The following is a 24,693-nucleotide window of genomic DNA, read 5'->3' on the forward strand; positions in this document are numbered from 1 at the left end:
CGACTTTACGGCCTTATCGCAGTTACCCGATGATTTTTCGGCACTATCCGGATGATTCGGTAAACAGAATTTTCACAAAACCGAAGCGATAACTTATACGGTTCATTGACTCAGATGAGCTTCTCAAGCGAACGGAGGTAGCAAGTGACCATTGCGATTGTAATTGGTACACATGGCTGGGCAGCGGAACAACTGCTAAAGACAGCAGAAATGCTGTTGGGCGAGCAGGAAAATGTCGGATGGATCGACTTTGTGCCCGGCGAAAATGCAGAAACGCTGATTGAAAAGTACCAGGCGCGGCTGGCGGAACTCGATACCGCCCAGGGTGTGCTGTTTTTGGTCGATACCTGGGGAGGCAGTCCGTTTAACGCGGCCAGCCGCATCGTGGTAGATAAGCCTGATTATGATGTGGTGGCGGGCGTCAATATCCCGATGCTGGTCGAAACCCTGATGGCGCGCGACGACAACCCCAGTTTTGATCAGCTGATTGCGGTGGCGGTCGAAACCGGCCGTGAAGGGGTTAAAGCGCTGAAAGCCAAAGAGGCTGCGCCTGAGCCGGTTGCGGCGGCAAAACCGGTGGCTGCTCCGGCGCAGCCGGCGAAACCGATGGCACCGGGTGACCACATGAAAATCGGCCTGGCCCGTATCGATGACCGCCTGATCCATGGTCAGGTCGCGACACGCTGGACCAAGGAAACCAACGTTCAGCGCATTATCGTGGTCAGTGATGAGGTGGCTAACGATCACGTGCGTAAAACCCTGCTGACGCAGGTTGCGCCGCCGGGCGTAACCGCGCACGTAGTCGATGTCGATAAGATGGTACGGGTGTGGAATAACCCGAAATATGGTCAGGATCGGGTGATGCTGCTGTTTACCAACCCGACCGATGTGCTGCGGGTGGTGGAACAGGGCGTCGATATTAAAACCGTCAATATCGGCGGCATGGCTTTCCGCCAGGGCAAAACTCAGGTGAACAACGCCGTCTCGGTCGATGAAAAAGATATTGCGGCGTTTCGCAAATTAAATGAGCGCAATATTGAACTGGAAGTCCGCAAGGTTTCCAGCGACCAGAAACTGAAAATGATGGACCTGATTGCGAAGGTTAATTCGTAACGGCGTGCCGTCTGCGCCTGCTTTGCCAGGCTCATTTTCGTTATCCTGCTGAGGACAAGAAGTATGATGGAAATAACCTCGCTACAAATCATTTTGATCTTTATTGTCGCCTGTATTGCCGGTATGGGGTCGATCCTGGATGAGTTCCAGTTTCACCGCCCGCTGGTCGCCTGTACCCTGATTGGTGCGGTGCTGGGTGATATGAAAACCGGGATTATCATCGGCGGTACGCTGGAGATGATCGCACTGGGCTGGATGAACATCGGTGCGGCTGTCGCCCCGGATGCGGCGCTGGCTTCAATCATCTCAACCATTCTGGTCATCGCGGGCGGTCAAAGCGTCGGTGCCGGTATTGCGCTGGCGATTCCGCTGGCGGCAGCCGGTCAGGTGCTGACCATTATCGTTCGTACTATCACCGTGGCGTTTCAGCACGCGGCCGATAAAGCGGCCGAGAAAGGCAACCTGACCGCGATCTCCTGGATTCACGTCTCTGCCCTGCTGCTACAGGCGATGCGTATCGCCATTCCGGCGCTGATTGTGGCGATTTCGGTCGGCACCAGTGCGGTTCACGCCTTACTCAGTTCGATTCCGGATGTGGTCACCAACGGCCTCAACATCGCCGGCGGCATGATCGTGGTAGTCGGTTATGCGATGGTCATCAATATGATGCGCGCAGGCTACCTGATGCCGTTCTTCTATCTGGGCTTCGTCACCGCTGCCTTCACCGACTTCAACCTGGTCGCGCTCGGCGTGATCGGTGTGGTAATGGCGGTGCTCTACATCCAGCTCAGTCCGAAATATAACCGGGTCGCGGGTGCGCCTGCAGGTCCTGCCAGCGCTAACGATCTCGATAACGAACTCGATTAAGGAACAGGTGAGAACATGGTTGATATTACCAAAGTCGAAAAGAAACTAACGCCGGGCGACGTACGTGCTGTCTTTATGCGCTCCAACCTGTTTCAGGGATCGTGGAACTTTGAACGTATGCAGGCGCTGGGTTTCTGTTTCTCAATGGTGCCGGTGATCCGCCGTCTCTATCCGGAGAACAATGACGAACGCAAACAGGCGATTAAGCGTCACCTCGAGTTCTTCAACACCCACCCTTATGTGGCAGCGCCGGTACTGGGCGTCACCATGGCGATGGAAGAGCAGCGTGCCAACGGTGCAGCGATTGATGATGGTGCGATTAACGGCATTAAAGTCGGTTTAATGGGCCCGCTGGCCGGTGTCGGTGACCCGATTTTCTGGGGCACGGTTCGTCCGGTGTTTGCCGCACTGGGTGCTGGCATCGCCATGAGCGGCAGCCTGCTGGGTCCGCTGCTGTTCTTCGTGCTGTTTAACCTGGCGCGTCTGCTGACCCGTTACTACGGTGTGGCGTATGGCTATCGCAAAGGAATCGATATCGTTAGCGATATGGGCGGCGGCTTCCTGCAAAAACTGACGGAGGGCGCCTCAATACTGGGCCTGTTTGTCATGGGGGCGCTGGTCAACAAGTGGACCCACGTCAACATCCCGCTGGTGGTGTCACGCATTACCGATTCAACCGGCAAAACCACCGTTACCACAGTACAGTCGATTCTCGATCAGCTGATGCCGGGTGTGGTCCCGCTGCTACTGACCTTCGCCTGTATGTGGCTGCTGCGCCGTAAGGTCAATGCGCTGTGGATCATCGTTGGCTTCTTCGCCATCGGTATCTTCGGTTACTGGATTGGTCTGCTCGGACTGTAATACTCTGAGGTCGGGAGCACAGGCTCCCGACTTTTTTGTGCTGAGCGTGGTGAGCTGAGCCCTGACGGGCTGATCTCACCCTGTTTGAGGAGGTTCCATGTCATTGACCGACATGTTGATAGCAGGCTGTATTGCCGCCCTGCTGCTGTTTGCGATTTACGATGAGGCGATTCTGCCGCGTCGTCATGGGCCGACCCGTTTGCGGGTGGCACTGCAGCGGCGGCATAAAATCGACAGCCTGATTTTCATCGGCCTGCTGCTGATTCTGCTGTGGAATAACGTCACCCATCATGGTCCGCAGCTCACCACTTCGCTGCTGATGGTGTTGAGTTTTCTCGCCTTCTGGCTCTTCTGGTTGCGGCGGCCAAAGCTGCTGATGAAAAACAACGGCTTGTTTTATGCCGGCATCTGGATCGATTACCGGCGGATCCAGGGGATGAACCTCTCGGAAGATGGCATTCTGGTGATTCAGCTTGAACAGCGCCGGCTGTTAATCGCGGTGCAGCAGCTTGACGATCTGGAACGCATCTATAACACCCTGGTGGAGGCGCGTTAGTCGCGCTGCCACAGCGTCAGGGTAAAATCGGCGTCGCAGTTGAACAGTTCGCTCTGCTGCAGGGTTTGCCAGACTTCGTCACGCGCCCGCCAGGCAAAAGGGGTCATCTGTAACAGCGTGACGGCCGCGGCCCCGGTCAGTGCCATCGGGTAACGCAGCGAATGCCGGGCAATCTGGTGAAATTCGGGATAGGTTTTTTGCTCCGCTGCGTGTAACTGCACCTCACGGTAGATCAGTGCCTTAAACTGCTGCAGATGGTGCGGACCGGGCGTCACGGTGAGCACGATGCCGCCGGGCTTGAGTACCCGCGCCAGCTCCGCTTCATTACAGGGTGCGTAAATCCGCACTATTGCATCCAGCGACTGGCTGGCAAAGGGTAAACGCTGGCTGGAGGCAACGCAGAACAGCACCTCAGCGTAGCGCTTCGCCGCCAGCCGGATCGCCATTCTGGCAACGTCCAGACCATAAACCTGTCCCGTCTCGCTGTTGGCTGCGGCCAGCGCCGCCGTGTAGTAGCCTTCGCCACAGCCAATATCAAGAATCTGGCTGCCCGGCCGGGAGAGCGCCGCGTCCAGCAGGCTGACTACCCGATCGCGCAGCGGCTGATAGTAGCCCGCCTCGAGGAATTCGCGCCGTGCCTGCATCATCTCCGCGCTGTCACCCGGCTCCCGTGAGCGTTTATGCTGAACGGGCAGCAAATTGACGTAGCCCTCTTTCGCCTGATCAAACTGATGACGATTTTCGCAGCGCCAGCTGCGTGCAGTCAGGACGAGAGGAGTATGGCAAAGGGGGCAGATCAACGACATGAGGGGCTCCGGCAGCAGGTAACGCGGCGCAGTGTACCCTTAACGTTTGCTCATCGGAAGCATAAAGAAAGCCCCGGCTAATTAGCCAGGGCTTTAAGATTCCGTGTCGAGGTGCAGTGCACCGAGTCGGAGTCGAATCAGATTGCAGTAACGTTTACTGCAGCCGGGCCTTTCTGGCCGTCCTGAATTTCGAACTCAACGCTTTGGCCTTCGGCCAGGGTTTTGAAACCATTGCCCTGGATAGCGGAGAAGTGTACGAACACATCTTTGCTACCGTCAGCAGGAGTAATGAAGCCAAAACCTTTAGACTCGTTGAACCACTTAACCTGACCTTTAATCTTTGCCATTTTGCAAATTCCTTTGAATGTTTATTTAGCCCGAAGGCTGACCTACAGAGAAACCAGAGACGTTACTGAATGAGGCACTAATTAAGGTTCGGCAAGGAAGCGGTATTCAACGTCAACGTCTTTACTCGTAACTTCTTTACTGAAGATGCCATGCATAAACAGAACTGTACCTCGTTTAACCCACGAATTGTTATCACATATCCTCAAAATAATGGCAAGCCATTTTTAAACGCAAAGAGAAGCTTTGCGCACAATTGCCAGAGTGCTCACAATGAATGTTCCGTTTGGTTCACAAGTCGCCCATTTCTGCCCGCTGAAATAAAGCGTTTCGCTATTCCGCACCGCGCGATGGCGGGCCAAGCCACCGGCATCACTGTGCTTCGCCACCATTAAGTCAATGGATGACATAAGAAATTAATATTTCACAAATATGGCAAAAGCGAAAAGAATAAACGAAGCGGCAAGCGTATAGAGATGATTAACGCAGCGCCAATCCTGTACAACACACTTTATTAAGTACAAAAATAAAAGCACTTTGCACCAAAAACAGGAGCAATAGCTCAGGGTTGCTCCAAATAAAAGCAGCGGTTAGGATTTTGCTTATTAAGAATTTTGCTTTTGAACTGAAAAATTGATGTCAGATAAAACAGAGTCTGATTTAAATCATTCCACTCGCTTTAGGATTATTCCTGGTCGATATTATCCAGTCCCCGACTTTCCCCTATTCGCCAGGCCGTAAACCGGAGGTTATCCTCCCCTGCCCGCTGTAGCGCCTGCTCAAGTTCGGCCGGCGGCGCGTCCAGCGATTCATCCGCCAGTTCGAACACCCCCCAGTGGATCGGTACCGTCAGCGGCCTGCCTGCCCCACGCCATAATTCTACCGCCTGATCCGGGTCCATATGCTGACTGGCCATAAACCATTTGGGTGCCCAGGCCCCAATCGGTAAGGCGGCGAGATTGAACGGGCCGAGCCGGGTCACCACCTCGCGTAAATTCTCGCTGAAGCCACTATCGCCCGAAAACCAGAAGCGCAGCCTGGGCGATCGCACCACCCAGCCGCACCACAGTGAACGGTTTCGATCGCGCGGAGTGCGCATGCTCCAGTGACGTGCCGGCACCGCATCGATACAGAGATTGTCGAGCCGGAGCGACTGCCACCAGTCCAGTTGCTCCACCCTGGCGACACCCTGACGGGTGAACCAGCTGGTCAGACCGAGCGGGACAATAAACCTCGCCTCGGGAAAGTGGCGGACAATCTGCTTTACGGTCGGCCTGTCAAGATGGTCGTAATGGTTGTGCGATACCAGCACCAGATCGAGCCGCGGCAGATCGCGGATAGTCAGCGGAGCCGGGGTTTTACGCTGCGGGCCGGCAAACGGCAACGGCGATGCCCGTGAAGATAAGGCGGGATCGATCAGAATATAGCGCTGGTTAAGCCGCAGTAGCAGAGCAGCATGTCCCAGCCACCAGACGCGGTCATCGCTGCCGCTCAGATCGGCCGGCTGCCACCACTGCGCGGTAAAGGCTGCGTAACCTTCCCGGGGCGGTAATGGCAGCCCCTGCGCTTTACGCTCGCGCCGCCAGCGTTGCAGATCGCCCGGCTGACGGAGATCGGGTTCAGGATTGCGGAAGCCTTCAGGCGTGTGATGCGTTTTACTGCTGTCGTACCACGGGTTTTTCCAGGCCATCCAGCCTCCATGCGGGGATTAACGTTCCGGTATCAGGCGGATAAAATCACGTTTGTCCTGATCTTCATCGCTCTTTTTGGTTTCCGCGCCAGGCTGCGCCTCAACCAGACGACGTAACAGAATAGTCTGTTTTTTCTGCTCTTCCAGCAGCGATTCGAGTAACTGAATCTGTTCACCGGCCCGCACGCTGGCCCGGTTTACAAAGAACCAGACAATAAATGCCACAATCAAAATAATCACCAGCAGACCATAGCTGACCAGTGGTCCCGAATTTGCGGCTAACTCATTCATAACTGCCTCATAAACCTTAGTGGAATGTCCCAAACGCTGTAACCGCTCATTCTACCCTTAGCCCTGGCAAAAGATAATGGGGTTAGCATCAATGCAGAATTTACCGTTTCAGTTATCTCTGATCGATCCCGCCGGAAAAGCGAGGCATGCTGGTACAATAATGGCCAGCAGCAATACGTGGAGCGCTGCGTTATCTGTCACAAGGAGACAAAATGAAACTGTTTATTCGGGCGATTGGGTTACTGGCGGTGATCTGGCTGGCAATGCTTTTTACCGGCTACGGCGTGTTAACCGGCAGCACCAAAAATGCCGCGGGGCTGGGTCTGCAGTGCAGTTACCTTACGGCACGTGGCCTTATCAGCGCACAATACCTGCATACTGACAGTGGCGTGGTCGGGGTGACCGATTGTCCGTTACTGAAGAAGAGCGGAGAAGTGATCGATAATTAATTCTCATCCAGCGGGCGCAGTGGCCCGCTGTTTTCAGAATTCGTAGTGATGAAAGCCCATTTCCGCTGACAGGGTACGCGCTGCGCGGTGCAGCATCGCCACATAATCCTGGCGGGCGTCTTCCGAGAATCGAATGGTCGGGAATGAGATGCTCAGTCCGGCGATCACCACGCCAAAGCGGTCAAATACCGGTACCGCGATGCAGCGTAATCCCTCTTCCTGCTCTTCGTTATCTTCGCCGTAACCCTGAATTTTGACCTGATCCAGCGCCTCCAGCAGCGCCTCTGCGCTGACCAGCGTATTGGCAGTACTGCGCTTAAATTCAACGTCCCGCAGGATCTCTTTCACTTCCTGACGATCGCGCCAGGCGAGCAGCACTTTACCAATGGCGGTGGTGTGCAGCGGGTTACGTCGCCCGATGCGGGAATACATGCGCAGGTTATACAGCGAATCGATTTTATGGATGTAGACAATGCTGTCCTCTTCCAGCGCGCCGAGATGGATCGTCTCTTTGGTCAGACGCGACAGCTCCCGCATCTGCACATCCGCGCTGCGAATCAGATCGACGTTCTGCAACGCTTTCGCGCCAAGCTCAAACAGTTTCAGGGTCAGCGAATACTTTTCACTCTCCCCTTCCTGGGTCACGTAACCCAGCGACTTCATGGTTTGCAGAAAGCGGTAAACGGTACTTTTTGACATCATCACGCGCTGCGCGAGCTCGGTAATACCGTGATCGCGCTCTTCGCCCAGTGCCTGCAAAATACCGAACACTTTAAGGACCGAGGAGACTGAATCGGGCTGTTTGTCATTTTCAGCAGAGGACATCGCGCACCTTGTTAAACCTGTTTCAAAAAAAATGGAACGGACTGTCAGTATAGAGCGAGGCTGACGGCGGCGGCAATGCTTTACGTCGCGCTGTGCGGTTTATCCCGCTGAATCGTGACCGGGAATAGCGTGGAGCGGTGCACCTGCAGACCGGTCTGAGTGGCTGGCGCGCCGTCGCGCTGACGGCTAAGCAGACAACGCAGCGGCAGCCATGCGCCGTTTCAGGCGGACAGCCAGCGCAGGCGATTGCGGCTAAGACATATTTTAAGACAACTTTTTGTCATCGCCCGCGCTGCTTTTTGGCGGCAATTTCATTAGCATGATGATATTCACCCTCTTTAGCAAATACACCATGTCACTCTCTTCTCCGCAGGACGGACTGCCGGTCGCCCAGCGCTACTGGGCCATTCTGACTATCGCTCTCGGCATCACCATGGCGGTGCTGGATGGCGCAATTGCCAACGTGGCGCTGCCGACCATTGCACGTGAACTGAATGCCAGCCCGGCACAGTCAGTGTGGATCGTTAACGCCTACCAGATTGCTATCATTGTTTCGCTGCTGTCGCTGTCGTTTCTCGGCGATATGCTGGGTTATCGTCGGGTGTATCAGGCGGGCCTGGCGCTGTTTATCGCCACCTCGCTGTTTTGCGCCCTCTCCACCTCACTTAACATGCTGACCTTCGCCCGGGTGTTACAGGGCTTTGGCGGCGCGGCGCTGATGAGCGTTAATACGGCGCTGATACGCATTATCTATCCGCAGCGTTACCTTGGCCGGGGTATGGCGATCAACTCGCTGATTGTGGCGGTATCAACCGCGGCTGGACCGACGGTAGCGGCGGCGATTCTGTCGGTGGCCAGCTGGAAATGGCTGTTCCTGATCAACGTCCCTCTCGGGGCGATTGCGCTATGGCTGGCGCTGAGAACCCTGCCGGACAACCCGCAAAAAGCGACCGCCCAGCGGTTCGATATTCCCAGCGCCATCATGAATGCACTGTTTTTTGGCCTGCTGATTTCCGCCCTGAGCGGTTTTGCTCAGGGTCAGAATGGCTGGCTGGTGCTGGCAGAGTTGCTGGCGTTGCTGGTGGTCGGCTGGTTCTTTATTCGCCGTCAGCTGAATATGGCGGTGCCGCTGCTGCCGGTGGATCTGCTGCGCATTCCGATTTTCAGCCTGTCGATGGGCACCTCGGTCTGCTCGTTCTGCGCGCAGATGCTGGCGATGGTGTCGCTGCCATTCTTCCTGCAGAACGTGCTGGGCCGTGATGAGGTCACCACCGGCTTGCTGCTGACGCCCTGGCCGCTGGCGACCATGGTATTCGCGCCGATTGCCGGCCGGTTAATTGAGCGGGTCCATGCCGGGCTGCTGGGCGGTATTGGTCTGGCGATGTTTGCTGCCGGGCTGTTTCTATTGGCGCTGTTGCCGGCCCAGCCGGGCGATGGCGATATTATCTGGCGGATGATGCTGTGCGGCGCCGGCTTTGGCCTGTTCCAGTCACCGAATAATCACACCATCATCACCTCTGCACCGCGTCACCGCAGCGGCGGTGCCAGTGGCATGCTCGGCACCGCCCGTCTGCTGGGCCAGAGCGTCGGCGCGGCGCTGGTGGCGCTGATGTTCAATCTGTTTGACCAGAGCGGCACCCACGCCTCACTGCTGCTGGCGGGTGGCTTCTCGACGGTGGCAGCGATTGTCAGCCTGTCCCGCATGACCCAGAGCCGCGCCACAGCCTGATCGCAGCCATAAAAAAAGGCGACCACACAGGTCGCCTTTCTGCTGTTATCTCGCTTACTTCAGATACTGACCGCTGCGCAGCGCTTCAATACGTTTGTCTAACGGCGGGTGCGACATAAACAGCTCGCTGAACGACTTGCCTTTACCGTTAATACAGAACGCCATCATGCTGCTCGGTTCCTGCGGTTCGTAGCTGGTTTTCAGCCGCTGTAACGCCGCAATCATCTTCTCACGGCCTACCAGCTTCGCAGAGCCTGCGTCGGCATGGAATTCGCGATGACGTGAAAACCACATGGTGATGATGCTGGCAAGAATACCAAACACCAGTTCCAGCACCATCGACACCGCAAAATAGACCAGCGGATTGCCGTTGCTGCTCTCTTCGCCATCACGGTTGCCGGACATAAAGCCCGCCGCAATTTGTGCCAGAATGCGTGAAACAAAGATCACGAAGGTGTTCACGATACCCTGAATCAGCGTCATGGTAATCATGTCGCCGTTGGCGATGTGCGACACTTCGTGTGCCAGTACCGCTTCCGCTTCGTCACGACTCATGTTCTGCAGTAAGCCGGTTGAAACGGCCACCAGCGAGGCATCACGCCGGGCACCGGTCGCAAAGGCGTTGATGTCGGGTGCGTGATAGATCGCAACCTGCGGCATCGCAATCCCGGCCTGCTGCGCCTGACGTCCAATGGTATCCACCAGCCAGCGCTCCGTTTCATTACGTGGCTGTTCAATCACTTCACCGCCAACCGAGCGCAGTGCCATCCACTTCGACATCAGCAGTGAAACAAACGCACCGCCGAAGCCAAACAGACCCGCCATGATCATCAGGCCCTGAACACTGCTTGACTGGATCCCTGTCAGGCTGAGAATCAGCCCGAATACCAACATCACAGCCAGGTTGGTCATCAGGAAAAGAGCAATACGCATCATATTTGTTAATCTTCCTCAGTGGTTCACGCGCTTATGCGCGGATACATATCCTATGAGCATTGTGCGGGTTTTCAAGCGACCTTAACGTTTAAGTGCCTAAAAAGACATAACTTTACATTTTGCCACGCCCGCTGGCCTGCCCGACCTGCCTGCAGGTTTATCGCCGCTTATCAATGCTCACCGCCGGCGCTTTGCTGGCAAAAAAAAAGCACCGCTGAACGGTGCTTTTTCATCGCGTCGGCGACCTATTTAGCCGCTGGCGTGTCCGGCTGAGACTTGTCGAGTTGCGCCAGATCGTTAGCAATCTTCACCGTCTCATCAAGATACGGATCCGGTTCTTTATAATCTTTCGGCAGCTCATCCAGGTTCTTCAGCGGTTTTTTGCCTTCGGCCTGATAGCGGGCATTGATCCGCTCCAGACGCGACGCATCATCTTCGTGGTTCTCTTTCTCACGCTGAGCCAGATTGAGCGACACGATGTTGCGCTTATCCTTCAGGGCATTGAAACGGGCAATGTCCTTCATGATGTACTGGAACTCGCGGTCCTGCGCAATGCGATCGGCATGCTGACGGGTCAGCTGCGGCACCAGCGGTTTCACATCACCGGATTTGACGTAGGTCGCCGCATTGATGCTGTCCCACGGCAGCGCATTGTCTTCGAACTTCTCACCGGTTTCTGCCGCTTCGACGCCGGTTGGCATCAGCAGGTCTGGCGTGACGCCTTTACGCTGGGTACTGCCGCCGTTGATGCGATAGAACTTCTGAATGGTGTACTGTACCGACCCCAACGCTGGCCATTCCGGACGCAGCATCTGATCGTAGATACGGTTCAGAGAACGATACTGCTGCACGGTGCCTTTACCAAAGGTCGGCTCACCGACAATCACTGCGCGACCGTAATCCTGCATCGCCGCGGCGAAAATCTCAGAAGCGGAGGCACTGAAGCGATCGACCAGCACCACCAGCGGGCCTTTGTAGTAGACCACGCCATCGTTATCGCTGTCCTGACGCACCCGACCATTGTTGTCACGCACCTGCACCACCGGGCCACTCGGAATAAACAGCCCGGAGAGTGACACCGCTTCAGTCAGCGCGCCGCCGCCGTTGGTACGCAGATCGATCACCACGCTATCCACGTTCTGCTTTTGCAGTTTCTGCAGCTGCACTTTGACGTCATCGGTCAGGCCAACATAGAAGCCCGGAATATCCAGTACGCCCACTTTTTGTTTGCCGACATTTCTGACGCTCATTTTGACCGCCCGATCTTCCAGACGGATCTTCTCACGCGTCAGCGTTACGGTGCGGGTTTTGGTTCCTTTACCGGCCGGCAATACTTCAAGTCGGACTTTGCTGCCTTTCGGCCCTTTGATTTTTGCCACCACGTCATCCAGACGCCAGCCAATCACATCTTCCATTGGCTTGCCTGGCTGACCAACGCCGACGATGCGATCGCCAACGGTAATGGCTTTACTTTTCGCTGCCGGACCGCCTGCCACCATCGAATTGATCACGGTGTAGTCGTCATCCATCTGCAGCACTGCCCCGATACCTTCCAGCGACAGGCTCATTTCGGTGTTGAACTGTTCAGTGTTGCGCGGCGACAGGTAGTTGGTGTGCGGATCGATTTCGTGCGCAAACGCGTTCATCGCCAGCTGGAACACATCTTCGCTGTTGCTCTGTGCCAGACGACGGATCGCGAAGTTGTAGCGCTTGGTCAGCACTTCGCGGATCTCTTTCTCATCTTTGCCGGCCAGTTTCAGGCTCAGCTGATCATATTTTACCTTGGCATCCCACAGCGCATTCAGCTCAGACTGATCTTTCGGCCATGGGGCTTTGGCCCGGTCAATGTCGATAGTGTCATTGCCGGTAAAATTCATCGGACGATCCAGCACCGTCAGCGCATACTGATAGCGCTCAAAACGGCGTTTCTGCGCCAGATTGTAGAGATCGTAAAACAGGTCCAGCTTACCGCTGCGCAGCTCATCGCCGACAAGGGTCTTTTTGCTGGCAAACTGAGCCACATCTGAGGCCAGCAGCACGTTATGGCTGTAATCGAGCATGTTCAGGTAGCGATCAAAAATTTTCGCTGAAAAGTCCTGATTCAGATCGAACTGGCGATAGTGGGAACGGGTAAAACGCGAAGTGACACGCTCGCTGACCGTCGGGTCCTGCGGATCTTCGTGGAGCTGCGGAATCTGGTCGGCGCGGGTAATGTTCTCCGCGCCAAAGGAAGGGCCTGACAACAGCAGGCCCGCAATAAGTCCAATTTTAAAAAGGGTGTTCATGCCGGGGTCAGCCTCCGTTTCAGAACTGCAAGTGTTCTGCGCGCACAATCATTGCCATGCCGGAAGCGAGCTGGACCCGAACGCCGTCTTTTGATACTTCAAGAACGGTAGCGTCCATCGCACTTTTGCCTGCTTTAACTTTAATACTCTGGCCGGGCTGCAAAGTTGAGGTATCAGTGATGGGTCGGGCTTGCTGCTCCGGGCGTGGGGCCGGTTTGCGGTGCTGTGAGGCGGTCGGGCGTTCTGCTGCGGCCTGCGGACGCGGTTTACGCGCGGCATCGCCTTCAGCAGGTTTACGCGCAGCCGGCTTGCGTGGACGACGCGGTGCCGCGCCCTCTTCGCTTTCGCCTGCTTCACGACGGGCGGCACGTTGCTGATCACGCTGCGCCTGAACACGCGCTTTGGCGTCTTCCAGTTGCTTGCGTGCGTGCTCGACGTGCTGCTCGTCCAGCACGCCACAGGCGTTACCGTCGAGATCGACACGGGTCGCACCGGCTTTGATGCCGTACAGATAACGCCAGCTTGAGGTATAGAGGCGTAAGGCAGAACGCAGCTGCGTTTTGCTCAGATTCATTTCGCCCTGAACACGCTCGACCAGATCCTGAAAGATACCGATCTTGAGCGGACGCGCTTCACCTTCAGCGCTAAAGCAGTGCGGAAAGCGCTCCGCCAGAAAGCTGATGACTTCTTTACTGCTATTCAACTTAGGTTGATTTTCCATGAAATTTCCTGATTACAACGGGTTTGCCGACCAGCGCAGGCATGAACAGGCGACATTATAATGACAACATCGCTAAATGCCATGTGATCCAGTCGATTAGCTGCGCGTCAGCTGCAGATATTTTTCTAAGTCGCTGTTCGCAAGCACTTCACAAAGCCCATCAGTAAGTGTGACCAGCCCCGATTCGTCGTCGCTGTCAAAGCGATTGTACTCTACACTGTCGATGTCCAGCACCCCAACCACAGTGCCATTCACTTTCAGAGGAATCACAATCTCAGCATTACTGGCTGCGTCGCAGGCGATGTGACCGGGGAAAGCATGCACATCATCAACGCGTTGCACTTTATCTTCTGCCAGCGCGGTGCCGCACACGCCTTTACCCACCGGAATGCGCACGCAGGCGATTTTGCCCTGGAACGGGCCCAGCACCAGCGTATCTGCTTCCGTCAGCAGGTAAAAACCTGCCCAGTTCACGCCTTCGAGACGTTCATACAACAGCGCGCTAAAGTTACCCATTGCGGCGAGGAACGCCGTTTCTCCCGCCAGTAAGGCGCGCATATCGCGATTCAAATCGGCGTAAAAGGCAGTTTTGTTCATTATTTAACCGTTACCAATGACATCTGAGCGGGGTTATTTCACCGCTTGTTAAAAATAAGCACTAAATATCCAGAGCCACAAGGTGAATCATAGCGTTAGTTACTATACCCTTAGCATTCTGTGGATCGAAGCGTGATGCCCGAGACAGGCACACAGGCGCTGTCTTAACGACCGATATGTGTTACTTACGATGAGCGAATATTGCATCACCCTATGAAAATTCACGCTATCAGCCAGACATTGCCTCACGCACGTTATCAGCGTTGCCCGCAATGCGATACCCTTTTTTCCTTACCGGATGTGAAATCGCACCAGTCGGCTCATTGCCCGCGCTGCAACGCACAAATTCTCAGCGGCCGCGACTGGCCGATGACCCGATTGATGGCGATGGCCGCCACCATGATGGTGTTAATGCCGTTTGCGTTTTCCCTGCCGCTGGTCGATATCCGGCTGCTCGGTATGCGCATTAATGCCAGCGTGCTGGAAGGCGTGATTCAGATGACCCAGCAGGGCGATGTGCTGACCGCCTCGATGGTGGCGTTTTGCACCATTGGCGCACCGGTTACCCTGGTCGCCGGCATCTGCTATCTCGGCATTGGACATCGGTTGGGGATGAACTTACGTCCGGTGCTGTTGATGCTGGAGAAGCTCAAAGAGTGGGTGATGCTGGATATCTACCTGATCGGCATTGCCGTCGCCTCGATTAAAGTGCAGGACTACGCCTCGCTGGAACTCGGCTACGGGCTAGTGGCCTATATTGCGCTGACGGTGCTGAGCGTGCTGACGCTGATCCATCTCAATATGGAGCAGCTGTGGGATCATTTCTATCCGCAAAGCCCCGGCAATGTGGCGCGTGACGACCTGCAGGTCTGCCTGAACTGCCACAACACCGGCGTACCGGATGCGCGAGGCCGCTGCCCGCGCTGTCACACCCCGCTCGACTTCCGTCGCCGTCACAGCCTGCAAAAATCCTGGGCGGCGCTGATCGCTTCAATCGTGCTGCTGATCCCGGCTAATCTGATGCCGATTTCCATCGTCTATCTCAACGGGTCGCGGCGCGAAGACACTATTTTTTCCGGCATCGTCTCGCTGGGTTCCGGCAATATTCCCATCGCCGCCATCGTGTTTATCGCCAGTATTCTGGTGCCGTTTACCAAAGTGCTGGTGATGCTGACGCTGCTGTTAAGCATCCATTTCCGCTGCGAACAGGGTCTGAAAACCCGCATCCGCCTGTTGCGGGTGGTGAACTGGGTTGGCCGCTGGTCAATGCTCGATCTGTTTGTCATTTCGTTAACCATGTCGCTGGTCAACCGTGATCAGCTGCTGGCTTTTACCATGGGACCGGCAGCGCTGTTTTTTGGCGCCGCCGTGATCCTGACCATTATGTCTGTTGAGTGGCTGGACAGCCGCCTGCTCTGGGATGCACATGCAACAGGAAACGCCGACTACACCGACTAACGCCACGCTGCGCAACAAGCGCAAAATCTCGCCCTTCTGGCTGCTGCCGATCATTGCGATGCTGATCGCCTGCTGGCTGTTGTGGACCAATTACCAGGAGCGCGGCACCACCATCACCATCAATTTCCAGACGGCGGATGGCATTGTGCCGGGCCGCACACCGATCCGCTACCAGGGCGTGGAAGTGGGCACCGTGCAGGGCATCAATCTGAGCGATGATTATCGCAGCATTCAGATCAAAGCCAGCATCAAGAGCGATATGCGTGATGCGCTGCGGGAAGATACCCAGTTCTGGCTGGTGACGCCTAAAGCCTCACTGGCGGGCGTTTCGGGGCTGGATGCGCTGGTCGGCGGTAACTACATCGGCATGATGCCCGGTAAAGGTAAACCGAGCGAGGCCTTTACCGCGCTGGATACCCAACCCAAATATCGGGTCAACACCGGGGAACTGTTGATCCATCTCTATGCGCCTGATTTAGGGTCGCTGAGCACCGGATCGCTGGTCTACTATCGCAAAATCCCGGTCGGTCGGGTCTATGACTACAGCATCAATAACAAAAACGATGGCGTAGCGATTGATGTGCTGATCGACCGTCGCTTTACCAACCTGGTGAAAACCAACAGCCGTTTCTGGAACGTGTCGGGAGTGAATGCCGATGTCAGCCTGAGCGGGGCCAAAGTCCAGCTTGAGAGCCTTGCCGCGCTGGTCAACGGCGCAGTGGCGTTTGACTCGCCCGAAGAGGGCGAACCGGCTAAAGCCGAGCAGAATTACCGGCTCTATCCCGATCTGGCGCACAGCCAGCGAGGCGTGCAGATTACGCTTGATCTGCCAGACGGTAAAAACCTTAAAGCGGGCAGTACGCCGCTGATGTATCAGGGGCTGGAAGTCGGCACCCTGACCAAACTTAATTTGCAGGACGGCGGCAAGGTGACCGGCGAGCTGACGATCGATCCGTCGGTGGTCGGTCTGATGCGCAGCGGTACCCGCATTGAGATGCGCAGCCCGAAAATCAGCCTGACCGATACCAGCCTCAGCGCGCTGCTGACCGGCAATACTCTTGAACTGGTGCCTGGTGAAGGCCCGCCGCAGCAGCACTTCACCGTGCTGGCATCCAGTGAAACTCTGCTGCAGAAACCCAACGTGCTGACGGTGAAGCTCAGCGCGCCTGAGAGCTATGGCATCGATCAGGGCCAGCCGCTGATGCTGCACGGCATGCAGATTGGTCAGGTGATGTCGCGTTCGCTGGATGAAAATGGCGTCAACTTTGTGGTGGCGGTTAACCCGGAACACCGCGAACTGGTGCACGGCGACAGCAAGTTTATTGTCAACAGCCGCCTTGACGTGAAGTTCGGTCTGGATGGCATGCAGGTGCTCGGGGCCAGCGCCCGCGAGTGGGTGGATGGCGGCATTCGCCTTGAACCGGGCAAAAAAGGCCAGCCGAAAAACAGCTATCCGCTGTTTGCCGACGCGGAAAAAGCGGAAGAAGGAATTGTTGGCGATGCACCGTCAACCACCCTCACCCTGACCGCTACCAGCCTGCCGGATGTGCAGGCCGGCTCCATCGTGCTCTACCGGAAATATCAGGTCGGGGAGATCGTTAAAGTCACGCCACGCGCCGATGCGTTTGATATTGCAGTGCATATCCAGCCGGAATACCGCAAGTTGCTGACCAGCGAAAGCGTGTTCTGGGCCGAAGGCGGCGCACGGGTTCAGCTTAACGGCAGCGGCCTGACGGTGCAGGCTTCCCCGCTCAACCGCGCGCTGAAAGGCGCTATCAGCTTCGACAACATGAGCGGCGCACTGTCGGCCAAAGGCGATAAGCGCATTCTCTATCCGTCGGAAACCGCCGCTCGCGCCGTGGGTAGCCAGATCACGCTGCATACCTACGACGCCAGCAAACTGTCAGCCGGGATGCCAATCCGCTATCTGGGGATTAACGTCGGCCAGGTCGAATCGCTGTCGTTAAGCAGCGATAACAATCAGGTGGTGGCGAAAGCGGTGCTCTATCCGGAATACGTAGAGGATTTCGCCCGTCTCGGCAGCCGTTTCTCGGTGGTGTCACCGGAAATCTCCGCCACCGGGGTGAATCACCTTGAAACCCTGTTGCAGCCTTACGTCAACGTCGATCCCGGCAAGGGACGCGCGGCGCGCATCTTTGAACTGCAGGAGAGCACCATTACCGATTCACGCTACCTGAACGGCCTGAATATCTACGTTGATGCCGCCGAAGCCGGTTCGCTGTCGCTGGGTACGCCGGTGCTGTTCCGTGGGGTTGAAGTCGGTACCGTCACCGGCACCTCGCTGGGTAATATGGCCGACCGGGTGCAGATTGCGCTGCGCATCAGTAAAAAATATCAGCATCTGGTGCGTAACAATTCGGTATTCTGGCTGGCATCAGGCTATAACCTCGACTTTGGCCTGATTGGCGGCGTGGTGAAAACCGGGACCTTCCAGCAGTTTATTCGCGGTGGCATTCAGTTTGCGACCCCGCCAACCGTGCCGCTGGCGCCGCAGGCCAATCCGGATAAACATTTCCTGCTGCAGGATGAACCGCCGAAAGAGTGGCGCAACTGGGGCACGGCGATCCCGTCTCCGCGCTAAGTTAATGCCAGCGGGCAGCCAGACTGCCCGCTGGCGAAGGTTCTAACCTGCTCGCTCAGGGCACATGCGGCTTACGCAAAGACGCAAAAAGCGTCATCCCTGACAGCTCAGCGCGGGCCATCCATGGCCCGCGATGCTTTGCTACAGCCGCATGCGCCCATCGCTTTATCCGTACCCACGGGTTGAAGCAGGCTGCCAGGCTGCCCGTTTGCTTTCTGCATGATACACTGCCGCCTTTGCCTTAACTGGAATGTACCTGTGTCAGACTCCTCTCTGCTTTTCCCCGCTGATTTTCTTGCCCTGATGCGCCAGGCCCTGCCGGATGAGGCCAGCCTCGAAGCATTTATCACCGTCAGTCAGCAACCGCTGCGCCGCAGTCTGCGCGTCAACACGCTGAAAATCAGCGTGGCCGATTTCCTCGCTCAGACTGCGCAGTATGGCTGGCAACTGACGCCGGTGCCGTGGTGTGTCGAAGGATTCTGGATCAGCCGGGAAGATGAGAGCCTGCCGCTCGGCAGCGTCGCTGAGCACCTGAGCGGCCTGTTTTACATTCAGGAAGCCAGCTCGATGCTGCCGGTGACTGCGCTGTTTGACGCGCAGTCTAAGGTGACAGCGGTGATGGACATGGCCGCTGCACCAGGTTCTAAAACCACCCAGATTGCGGCCCGGATGAATAACCACGGGATCATCCTGGCTAACGAGTTTTCCGCCAGCCGGGTCAAAGTGCTGCATGCCAATATCAGCCGCTGCGGCGTCAGTAACAGCGCCCTGACCCACTTTGATGCCAGGGTATTCGGCCCGGCGCTGCCGGAGCAGTTCGATGCGATCCTGCTGGATGCACCCTGTTCAGGCGAAGGGGTGATCCGTAAAGATGCCGATGCCCTGAAAAACTGGTCGCTGGCAACTACCGCAGCGATCGCCGCCACCCAGCGCGACCTGATTGACAGTGCCTTTCACGCGCTAAAGCCCGGCGGAACGCTGGTCTATTCGACCTGCACCCTGAATCAGATCGAAAATCAGCAGGTGATTGACTGGCTGCTGCAGCGCTATCCCGGCGCGGCAGAAGTGGAGCCGCTCGATCGGTTATTTGACGGTGCCGATCAGGCCGCAACGCCAGAAGGTTATCTGCACGTCTTCCCGCAGCTGTTCGACAGTGAAGGCTTCTTTGTTGCACGGCTGCGTAAAACGGCGTCGGTTGAACCGCTGCCGGCCCCGACGTACAAGGTCGGCAAGCTGCCGTTCTCACACCTGAGCCGCAAGCTGGAAGGCGAAATCAGGCAAGCGGCGGCGGCGGTCTCACTGACCTGGGATGACTCACTGGAACTGTGGCAGCGCGATAAAGAGATCTGGCTGTTTCCGGCCGCCGTCACGCCGCTGTTAGGCAAAGTGCGCTTCTCACGGATTGGCCTGAAACTGGCTGAGACCTTTGCCAAAGGCTATCGCTGGCAGCATGAAGCGGTGATCGCGCTGGCCCGGCCAACCCCGGAACAGGTGTTTGAGCTCAGCGCCGCCGAAGCGGAAGAGTGGTATCGCGGCCGGGATATCTATCCTGAACCGGCTCCGACGCGTGATGAGATGATTGTCACTTATCAACAGCAGCCGCTGGGGCTGGCGAAGAAGGTCGGCAGCCGGATCAAAAACAGCTATCCGCGCGAACTGGTGCGTGACGGACGCCTGTTCCGCTGAGTCACTGCAACTGCCGCAGCGTCAGGTGATTACCAAACACCGCGCCGGTATCAATGTAATGCAGGTTCTCCACCTCCAGCGGCTGCTGGAGCGGCGTATGACCAAAATAGAACGCGTCTGCGCCGTGGATCGCACTGTGCTGCCCCGACTGAATCGCCTGCAGTCGGCGGCGGCTCCACACCACATCCTGCCAGTTAAGCGATTTTTCCCAGCTATAGCCGTCTGCCGGATAATCGGCATGCGCCACCACGATAATTTGCTGGTCGAGTTGCAGATGCAGAATCAGCGGCAGTTCCCGGCAGCGTTGCAGCGCATGCCGGGCGCTGATCAGCGCGGCACCGCGCAGCTGCCAGAACCACTCTCCCCCGTTCATCTGCCAGAGATCCATTTCGTGACCCTGTAACGCCGCCAGCGCCATCTCTTCATGATTGCCACGCACGCAGCGGAACCACGGCTCATCCATCAGCGCCAGGCAACCGGGACTGTCAGGGCCACGATCGATTAAATCGCCGGTTGATATCAGTAAATCCTGCTGCGGATTGAACTGGTGCTGCAGTAACAGCGCATCGAGTTCGCGACGACAGCCGTGCAGATCCCCGACAATCCAGATCCGCTCCCAGTTTTCACCGTTGAGATAGTGATAGTGCATGGTGTGACCTTCAGCGTGTTGAGGCAGTAGCTGAAGTATAGATCGGATGGCAGCGTGCTCACTCCTGGCGGCGGAACAGGCGAATAGCGCGCATCGGCCGTCGCCTGGCGCTGATCGTCGCACCCGCTGGCCGGCATGATACGCCTGTTCCGGCCGCCTCTGTTTATGAGGGTTGCGCCCACGCCCGCGCGGTGCTTTTGCCGCACGCCCGTCAGGCGCGACCTTTCGCCGGATAGTTAATCAGCTTTTCTGCCGGCCGGATCGGCCGCCGCACCAGCTCGCCGCCACAGTTCGGGCAAAGATGCTGAAAATGCTGCTCTGCGCAGTCAGCGCAAAAGGTGCACTCAAATGAACAGATGCGTGCTTCGGTTGAGGCCGGCGGTAAATCAGTATCGCAGTGCTCACAGTTGGGGCGAAGTTCTAACATGGCGGCAGTCCTGAAGAAAAGGTGTGCTCCAGCTTCGCCTGAGCGGGCCGGATTGTCGAGACGTCAATCAGACAAGAAACTGCCAGATCCGGCCAGGTTGTTATGGCAGCGCATGCGCAAGTTGATGCAGCGGCGAGCGCCATCGCGCCCGCCGCCCGCGTTAATGGGTCGACCGGTGTTCCGCCGCGTCCGGTTGCTGCTGATCCTCGTCTGGATGCAAATCATCCGGCTCCGGCTCCGGCTCGCCGCTGCCCATCGATGCCTGAATCACCTCTTCTTCCAGGGTGGGAATCAACGCAGCACCCAGCGGTGACGTGGCAAGGCTGTCCGGCATCACCACGTGCGGCAACGGCACTTCGGTGGTCGGCAACGGCCCCGGTGCTTTAACGTAGCTCAGGCCGGCAATCATCAGTGCGCAGAGGGTAAAGAACAGATAGAGCATATTACTGCCCAGCGGCTGTATCAGCGCCCCGACCACCAGCGGTCCGATACTAGCCCCAATGCCAAACGCCATCAGCAGACAGGCAGTTAACGACACCCTCCGTTCAGGAGCCACCTGATCGTTTGCCAGCGCCACCTGCAGCGGATAGAGCGAGAACTGCATCATGCTGGCAACAAAGGCGATGCCAATCATCCAGTTAAACGTCAGGTGCGGCAGCAGCACCAGCGGCACGCAGGCCACGGCAAACAGCAGCGCCATAATGAACAACAACCGCTGGCGATCGTAACGGTCCGACAGCCAGCTAAGCGGAAACTGCGACACCAGCCCGGCAAAGATGGTCAGACTCATAAAGTAGCCGGTCTGGCTGGTAGTAAAGCCTTTGCTGCTGCCGTAGACCGGCGCCAGGCCATAAAATGCCCCAATCACCATCCCGGTCACCAGCGTGGTGCCGAGCAGTTTCGGAATGGTGCGAATGAAGTAACTCAGCTCCATTGGTGCTGGCGACATCGGCTGCACATGGGTGCGGGTGGTAAGTGCAATCGGCACCAGGCAAAGGGCGAAGCAGAGCGCCACGATCAGCAGTGTGCTGACGTCAAAACCACTTTGCAGGCTGAGCACCACCTGCCCGCCGCTCAGGCCCAGGTAGGTCGCGACCATATAGAAGCCAAAAATCACCCCCCGCTGCGACGACTCCGCCTGATCGTTGAGCCAGCTCTCCAGCACCATGTACTGACACATCATGCACAGCCCGATAATCAGGCGCAGAAACACCCACAGCGGAATGAAATCGGTCAGGCCGTGGCCAATCACCGAGGCGGTGATAATCCCGGCACAGGCGACGTAGGCACGGATATGGCCGACCCGGGCAATCAGGTTGTGCCCGACTTTGCCGCCAATCACCAGACCGATGTAGTTCGCGGCAATAATCGCGCCGATCAGCGCGCCATTGACCTGCTCGCTGGCCAGCCGCAGCGAAACATAGGTGGTTAACAAGCCCGACCCCAGCAGCATCAGCAGTGTGGTGGTGTACAGCGGCAGAAAAGTACTGAATATTTTACGCATACGACTCCCTGTCTACATCTGGCAGGTTTCAGGCCAGTAACGCCCTAAAGATAGTCGAATTAATCGCGCTACGGCGCCGGATCGTCGTTGTCAGCCGCCGCGGCAATAAAAAAAGCCCGCAAACATCTGCATGTTTACGGGCCGGTTGTTACACGCTCGGGAAGGTGATGTTGCTACCTGGCGCCTCACGATTGAGATGGATAAAGTTCAGGTGGCGCTCATACTGGTCGAGTATGTCGATAATCACCTGCTCTTTGCTGTAATCCATTAAATCGTTGCCCTGACTGCCTTCCAGCAGGAAGGTTTCCAGCCGGTAATAGGTCGATTTACCGCTGCGGGCGCGATAGGTAAAGCCCGGAACAGAGTATTGCTGTGGCCAGACCTGATAGACAAAGTCCTGCTCTTCGCCGAGGTGGACGCGCAGATCCAGATAACCAATAGGATTGGCCTCATCCGGTGCCACGCTTTCCAGCGTCACCCCGCCACCGCGCAGCTCCAGCTCTTTCGCCACTTCCTGCATCGCCGGATAGATGGTGTTCTCCATCATCTGTTGGGTATAACGCGAGCCAGGATAGTTCATCAGGCGCGACAGCCGTTTTTTCCAGGTCAGACGGTCGGTCGCGTGCGCCAGGTACGGTGCGGTATCTCGTGTGGCGCTGGCGCGGCGATAGTCTTCAATCTTCAGCGATTTATACAGTCCCGCCATCACAAAGAAGATCACGAAACTGAACGGCAGCCCCATGATCACCGTGGTGTTCTGCAGGGCAGAAATACCGTTGGTCATCAGCATACTCAGGGTCAGGACACCAATCGCAATCGACCAGAAGATGCGCAGCCAGTTAGGCGCATCGCTGTTGATATCCTTCAGCTTCGAGGTGAAGTTACCCAGCACCAGCGAACCGGAATCAGCTGACGTCACGTAGAACAGCATACCGGTGATGGTGGCGACCGAGGCACTGAGTTTAAACGCCGGATACTGCGCCAGCAGGCTGTAGAAACCGCGTTCCGCATGGGCCATCACTTCCTGGGCGAAACCGGCATTGCCGTGAATAATCTGATAAAGCGCGGCGTTACCAAACACCGACAGCCACAGCAGCGTAAAGGTGAACGGAATGATCAGCGTACCGAGCACGAACTCACGGATAGTACGGCCACGGGAGATACGCGCCAGGAACAGCCCGACGAACGGTGACCAGGCAACCCACCACGCCCAGAAGAACAGCGTCCAGCTATTCATCCATTGGGTCGGACGATCAAAGGCGAAGGTATTCAGCGTCATCCCCATGAAGCGGTTGATGTAATCGCCGACGTTCAGCACCAGCGCATTCAGCAGGAATTCGGTATTGCCGAAGAACAGCACAAACAGGATCAGTCCCAGCGCCAGCACCACGTTCAGCTCCGACAGGATACGGATCCCCTTATCGACGCCGGAGGTGACGGAGATGGTCGCGATCACCACCGACAGCACAATCAACGCGGTCTGGGCGGTCAGGCCTTCCGGAATATCAAATAGCACCTTCAGACCGTAATTGAGCTGCACCACCCCTATTCCCAGCGTGGTGGCGATACCAAAAATGGTGCCGACCACCGCAGCGATATCGACGGTGTGACCAATCGGACCGTAAATGCGTTTACCAAAAATCGGGTAGAGCGCGGAACGGATGGTTAAAGGCAGGTTGTAGCGATAGCTGAAGTAGCCGAGCGCAATCCCCATCAGGGCATACATCGACCAGCCGGTCAGACCGTAGTGGAACAGCGTCCAGACCATCGCCTGACGGGCGGCTTCCAGCGTCTGCCCCGCCCCTTCCGGCGGCTGCATGTACTGCGTCACCGGCTCGGCGACCGAGAAGAACATCAGGTCGATGCCAATCCCGGCGGCAAACAGCATCGCCGACCAGCTCAGCACGCTGAATTCGGGTTTGGACTGCTCCGGTCCCAGCTTGATCGAGCCAAAGCGTGAGCAGGCCATGTAGAGCACGAACACAATGTAGAGCGTGGCAGCCAGCATGTAGTACCAGCCGAAGGTGGCGGAGACCCAGTTAACCGCCGTGAGGATCCAGCCGGCGGCCAGATCGCTGTAGAGAATCGTCACGAGTGAAAACGTCAGAATCAATCCGGCAGAGGTGTAGAACACAACGGGATTGAGTCTGTCTTTTTCACCGGCAGGTGGATTATTCATCGATTACCTCTGGTTAGTTTTCCTGAAAATATGCAATGGATAAATGTCGCCGCCTGCGGCTGACGCACCGCGCGGCCTGATATTGTTGTCTCTCTTCCTGATTTGTCGCTTCGGCAA

Annotated in this window: 23 protein-coding genes; 9 read left to right on the forward strand and 14 right to left on the reverse strand. The window is 56.8% G+C overall.

Annotated elements, in window-relative coordinates; genetic code table 11:
- Nucleotides 1-144: 144 nt before the first annotated feature.
- From manX to AC6I8D_RS11500, 4 genes are all read left to right on the forward strand, one after another.
- Entirely contained in the window at nucleotides 145-1,113 is a 969-nt protein-coding gene (gene manX / locus AC6I8D_RS11485) for a PTS mannose transporter subunit IIAB (protein ID WP_312055767.1), read from the forward strand.
- Between the two features lie 66 nt (nucleotides 1,114-1,179).
- The gene (locus tag AC6I8D_RS11490; protein WP_094120018.1) at nucleotides 1,180-1,980 is read left to right on the forward strand and encodes a PTS mannose/fructose/sorbose transporter subunit IIC; all 801 of its coding nucleotides are present in this window, start codon (nucleotides 1,180-1,182) and stop codon (nucleotides 1,978-1,980) included.
- Nucleotides 1,981-1,995: 15 nt separating this feature from the next.
- Complete coding sequence (locus AC6I8D_RS11495) at nucleotides 1,996-2,841, forward strand: PTS mannose transporter subunit IID (RefSeq protein WP_031374635.1); 846 nt, start codon at nucleotides 1,996-1,998, stop codon at nucleotides 2,839-2,841.
- Between the two features lie 97 nt (nucleotides 2,842-2,938).
- Nucleotides 2,939-3,397: a DUF986 family protein gene (locus AC6I8D_RS11500; protein ID WP_497820221.1), complete on the forward strand. Its 459-nt coding sequence runs from the start codon at nucleotides 2,939-2,941 to the stop codon at nucleotides 3,395-3,397.
- Here the strand turns inward: AC6I8D_RS11500 and rlmA are convergent.
- The 5 genes from rlmA to AC6I8D_RS11525 form a co-directional block, all read right to left on the reverse strand.
- Nucleotides 3,394-4,203, reverse strand: coding sequence for a 23S rRNA (guanine(745)-N(1))-methyltransferase (gene rlmA, locus AC6I8D_RS11505; RefSeq protein ID WP_497820222.1), 810 nt, complete (start codon nucleotides 4,201-4,203; stop codon nucleotides 3,394-3,396). The two genes, AC6I8D_RS11500 and rlmA, sit on opposite strands and share 4 nt — an antisense overlap.
- Nucleotides 4,204-4,340: 137 nt before the next feature.
- Nucleotides 4,341-4,550 carry a transcription antiterminator/RNA stability regulator CspE gene (gene cspE, locus AC6I8D_RS11510; RefSeq protein WP_003852684.1) on the reverse strand — a complete coding sequence of 70 codons (210 nt, stop codon included), beginning with the start codon at nucleotides 4,548-4,550 and terminating at the stop codon, nucleotides 4,341-4,343.
- Between the two features lie 81 nt (nucleotides 4,551-4,631).
- Nucleotides 4,632-4,706: a DUF2627 domain-containing protein gene (locus tag AC6I8D_RS11515; RefSeq protein WP_143811575.1), complete on the reverse strand. Its 75-nt coding sequence runs from the start codon at nucleotides 4,704-4,706 to the stop codon at nucleotides 4,632-4,634.
- A 527-nt stretch (nucleotides 4,707-5,233) separates the two neighbouring features.
- Nucleotides 5,234-6,238 (reverse strand): MBL fold metallo-hydrolase, encoded by a 1,005-nt coding sequence (locus AC6I8D_RS11520; RefSeq protein ID WP_497820223.1) that lies wholly within the window; start codon nucleotides 6,236-6,238, stop codon nucleotides 5,234-5,236.
- A gap of 18 nt (nucleotides 6,239-6,256) precedes the next feature.
- Entirely contained in the window at nucleotides 6,257-6,529 is a 273-nt protein-coding gene (locus tag AC6I8D_RS11525; RefSeq protein ID WP_312055763.1) for a YebO family protein, read from the reverse strand.
- Nucleotides 6,530-6,741: 212 nt separating this feature from the next.
- Between AC6I8D_RS11525 and AC6I8D_RS11530 the strand changes: the two genes are divergently transcribed.
- Nucleotides 6,742-6,978, forward strand: coding sequence for a YobH family protein (locus AC6I8D_RS11530; protein WP_069728558.1), 237 nt, complete (start codon nucleotides 6,742-6,744; stop codon nucleotides 6,976-6,978).
- A 33-nt stretch (nucleotides 6,979-7,011) separates the two neighbouring features.
- Here AC6I8D_RS11530 and kdgR read toward each other — a convergent pair whose 3' ends face one another.
- Nucleotides 7,012-7,803: a DNA-binding transcriptional regulator KdgR gene (gene kdgR / locus AC6I8D_RS11535; RefSeq protein WP_031374641.1), complete on the reverse strand. Its 792-nt coding sequence runs from the start codon at nucleotides 7,801-7,803 to the stop codon at nucleotides 7,012-7,014.
- Nucleotides 7,804-8,155: 352 nt separating this feature from the next.
- Between kdgR and AC6I8D_RS11540 the strand changes: the two genes are divergently transcribed.
- A complete protein-coding gene (locus tag AC6I8D_RS11540) occupies nucleotides 8,156-9,532 on the forward strand; it encodes an MFS transporter (RefSeq protein ID WP_497820677.1) in 1,377 nt (458 codons plus the stop codon).
- A 54-nt stretch (nucleotides 9,533-9,586) separates the two neighbouring features.
- Here AC6I8D_RS11540 and htpX read toward each other — a convergent pair whose 3' ends face one another.
- The 4 genes from htpX to AC6I8D_RS11560 form a co-directional block, all read right to left on the reverse strand.
- Nucleotides 9,587-10,468 carry a protease HtpX gene (gene htpX, locus AC6I8D_RS11545; RefSeq protein ID WP_031374643.1) on the reverse strand — a complete coding sequence of 294 codons (882 nt, stop codon included), beginning with the start codon at nucleotides 10,466-10,468 and terminating at the stop codon, nucleotides 9,587-9,589.
- A 245-nt stretch (nucleotides 10,469-10,713) separates the two neighbouring features.
- On the reverse strand, nucleotides 10,714-12,753 hold the full coding sequence (gene prc / locus AC6I8D_RS11550; RefSeq protein WP_312055761.1) for a carboxy terminal-processing peptidase: 2,040 nt from the start codon (nucleotides 12,751-12,753) through the stop codon (nucleotides 10,714-10,716).
- A gap of 19 nt (nucleotides 12,754-12,772) precedes the next feature.
- Nucleotides 12,773-13,474, reverse strand: coding sequence for an RNA chaperone ProQ (gene proQ / locus AC6I8D_RS11555; protein ID WP_312055760.1), 702 nt, complete (start codon nucleotides 13,472-13,474; stop codon nucleotides 12,773-12,775).
- Nucleotides 13,475-13,570: 96 nt separating this feature from the next.
- Nucleotides 13,571-14,071 carry a GAF domain-containing protein gene (locus AC6I8D_RS11560; protein WP_031377464.1) on the reverse strand — a complete coding sequence of 167 codons (501 nt, stop codon included), beginning with the start codon at nucleotides 14,069-14,071 and terminating at the stop codon, nucleotides 13,571-13,573.
- A 213-nt stretch (nucleotides 14,072-14,284) separates the two neighbouring features.
- Between AC6I8D_RS11560 and yebS the strand changes: the two genes are divergently transcribed.
- The 3 genes from yebS to rsmF all read left to right on the forward strand — a co-directional run bounded on the left by yebS (nucleotide 14,285) and on the right by rsmF (nucleotide 19,817).
- The gene (yebS, locus tag AC6I8D_RS11565; RefSeq protein WP_312055759.1) at nucleotides 14,285-15,529 is read left to right on the forward strand and encodes a membrane integrity lipid transport subunit YebS; all 1,245 of its coding nucleotides are present in this window, start codon (nucleotides 14,285-14,287) and stop codon (nucleotides 15,527-15,529) included.
- Nucleotides 15,498-18,131 carry a PqiB family protein gene (locus AC6I8D_RS11570; RefSeq protein WP_312055758.1) on the forward strand — a complete coding sequence of 878 codons (2,634 nt, stop codon included), beginning with the start codon at nucleotides 15,498-15,500 and terminating at the stop codon, nucleotides 18,129-18,131. Before yebS ends, AC6I8D_RS11570 begins: the two co-directional genes overlap by 32 nt.
- A 219-nt stretch (nucleotides 18,132-18,350) precedes the next feature.
- The gene (gene rsmF, locus AC6I8D_RS11575; protein ID WP_497820224.1) at nucleotides 18,351-19,817 is read left to right on the forward strand and encodes a 16S rRNA (cytosine(1407)-C(5))-methyltransferase RsmF; all 1,467 of its coding nucleotides are present in this window, start codon (nucleotides 18,351-18,353) and stop codon (nucleotides 19,815-19,817) included.
- A 1-nt stretch (nucleotide 19,818) separates the two neighbouring features.
- On the opposite strand, the gene AC6I8D_RS11580 is transcribed toward rsmF, so the two are convergent.
- From AC6I8D_RS11580 to AC6I8D_RS11595, 4 genes are all read right to left on the reverse strand, one after another.
- Entirely contained in the window at nucleotides 19,819-20,466 is a 648-nt protein-coding gene (locus AC6I8D_RS11580; RefSeq protein WP_312757214.1) for a metallophosphoesterase, read from the reverse strand.
- Between the two features lie 211 nt (nucleotides 20,467-20,677).
- Nucleotides 20,678-20,893 carry a DUF1272 domain-containing protein gene (locus AC6I8D_RS11585; protein ID WP_497820225.1) on the reverse strand — a complete coding sequence of 72 codons (216 nt, stop codon included), beginning with the start codon at nucleotides 20,891-20,893 and terminating at the stop codon, nucleotides 20,678-20,680.
- A gap of 160 nt (nucleotides 20,894-21,053) precedes the next feature.
- Nucleotides 21,054-22,397: an MFS transporter gene (locus AC6I8D_RS11590; protein WP_312055754.1), complete on the reverse strand. Its 1,344-nt coding sequence runs from the start codon at nucleotides 22,395-22,397 to the stop codon at nucleotides 21,054-21,056.
- A gap of 148 nt (nucleotides 22,398-22,545) precedes the next feature.
- Complete coding sequence (locus tag AC6I8D_RS11595) at nucleotides 22,546-24,576, reverse strand: choline transporter (protein ID WP_312055753.1); 2,031 nt, start codon at nucleotides 24,574-24,576, stop codon at nucleotides 22,546-22,548.
- Nucleotides 24,577-24,693: the final 117 nt, after the last annotated feature.

Source organism: Pantoea sp. X-Soil-MYKO-1785 (genome assembly GCF_059730675.1).

Coding starts and splice junctions, on each gene's coding strand:
- AC6I8D_RS11490 (WP_094120018.1), top strand. CDS start 1,180: ATGGAAATAACCTCGCTACAAATCATTTTGATCTTTATTGTCGCCTGT.
- AC6I8D_RS11495 (WP_031374635.1), top strand. CDS start 1,996: ATGGTTGATATTACCAAAGTCGAAAAGAAACTAACGCCGGGCGACGTA.
- AC6I8D_RS11500 (WP_497820221.1), top strand. CDS start 2,939: ATGTCATTGACCGACATGTTGATAGCAGGCTGTATTGCCGCCCTGCTG.
- rlmA (WP_497820222.1), bottom strand. CDS start 4,203: ATGTCGTTGATCTGCCCCCTTTGCCATACTCCTCTCGTCCTGACTGCA.
- cspE (WP_003852684.1), bottom strand. CDS start 4,550: ATGGCAAAGATTAAAGGTCAGGTTAAGTGGTTCAACGAGTCTAAAGGT.
- AC6I8D_RS11520 (WP_497820223.1), bottom strand. CDS start 6,238: ATGGCCTGGAAAAACCCGTGGTACGACAGCAGTAAAACGCATCACACG.
- AC6I8D_RS11525 (WP_312055763.1), bottom strand. CDS start 6,529: ATGAATGAGTTAGCCGCAAATTCGGGACCACTGGTCAGCTATGGTCTG.
- AC6I8D_RS11530 (WP_069728558.1), top strand. CDS start 6,742: ATGAAACTGTTTATTCGGGCGATTGGGTTACTGGCGGTGATCTGGCTG.
- kdgR (WP_031374641.1), bottom strand. CDS start 7,803: ATGTCCTCTGCTGAAAATGACAAACAGCCCGATTCAGTCTCCTCGGTC.
- AC6I8D_RS11540 (WP_497820677.1), top strand. CDS start 8,156: ATGTCACTCTCTTCTCCGCAGGACGGACTGCCGGTCGCCCAGCGCTAC.
- htpX (WP_031374643.1), bottom strand. CDS start 10,468: ATGATGCGTATTGCTCTTTTCCTGATGACCAACCTGGCTGTGATGTTG.
- prc (WP_312055761.1), bottom strand. CDS start 12,753: ATGAACACCCTTTTTAAAATTGGACTTATTGCGGGCCTGCTGTTGTCA.
- proQ (WP_312055760.1), bottom strand. CDS start 13,474: ATGGAAAATCAACCTAAGTTGAATAGCAGTAAAGAAGTCATCAGCTTT.
- AC6I8D_RS11560 (WP_031377464.1), bottom strand. CDS start 14,071: ATGAACAAAACTGCCTTTTACGCCGATTTGAATCGCGATATGCGCGCC.
- yebS (WP_312055759.1), top strand. CDS start 14,285: ATGAAAATTCACGCTATCAGCCAGACATTGCCTCACGCACGTTATCAG.
- AC6I8D_RS11570 (WP_312055758.1), top strand. CDS start 15,498: ATGCAACAGGAAACGCCGACTACACCGACTAACGCCACGCTGCGCAAC.
- rsmF (WP_497820224.1), top strand. CDS start 18,351: ATGATACACTGCCGCCTTTGCCTTAACTGGAATGTACCTGTGTCAGAC.
- AC6I8D_RS11580 (WP_312757214.1), bottom strand. CDS start 20,466: ATGCACTATCACTATCTCAACGGTGAAAACTGGGAGCGGATCTGGATT.
- AC6I8D_RS11585 (WP_497820225.1), bottom strand. CDS start 20,893: ATGTTAGAACTTCGCCCCAACTGTGAGCACTGCGATACTGATTTACCG.
- AC6I8D_RS11590 (WP_312055754.1), bottom strand. CDS start 22,397: ATGCGTAAAATATTCAGTACTTTTCTGCCGCTGTACACCACCACACTG.
- AC6I8D_RS11595 (WP_312055753.1), bottom strand. CDS start 24,576: ATGAATAATCCACCTGCCGGTGAAAAAGACAGACTCAATCCCGTTGTG.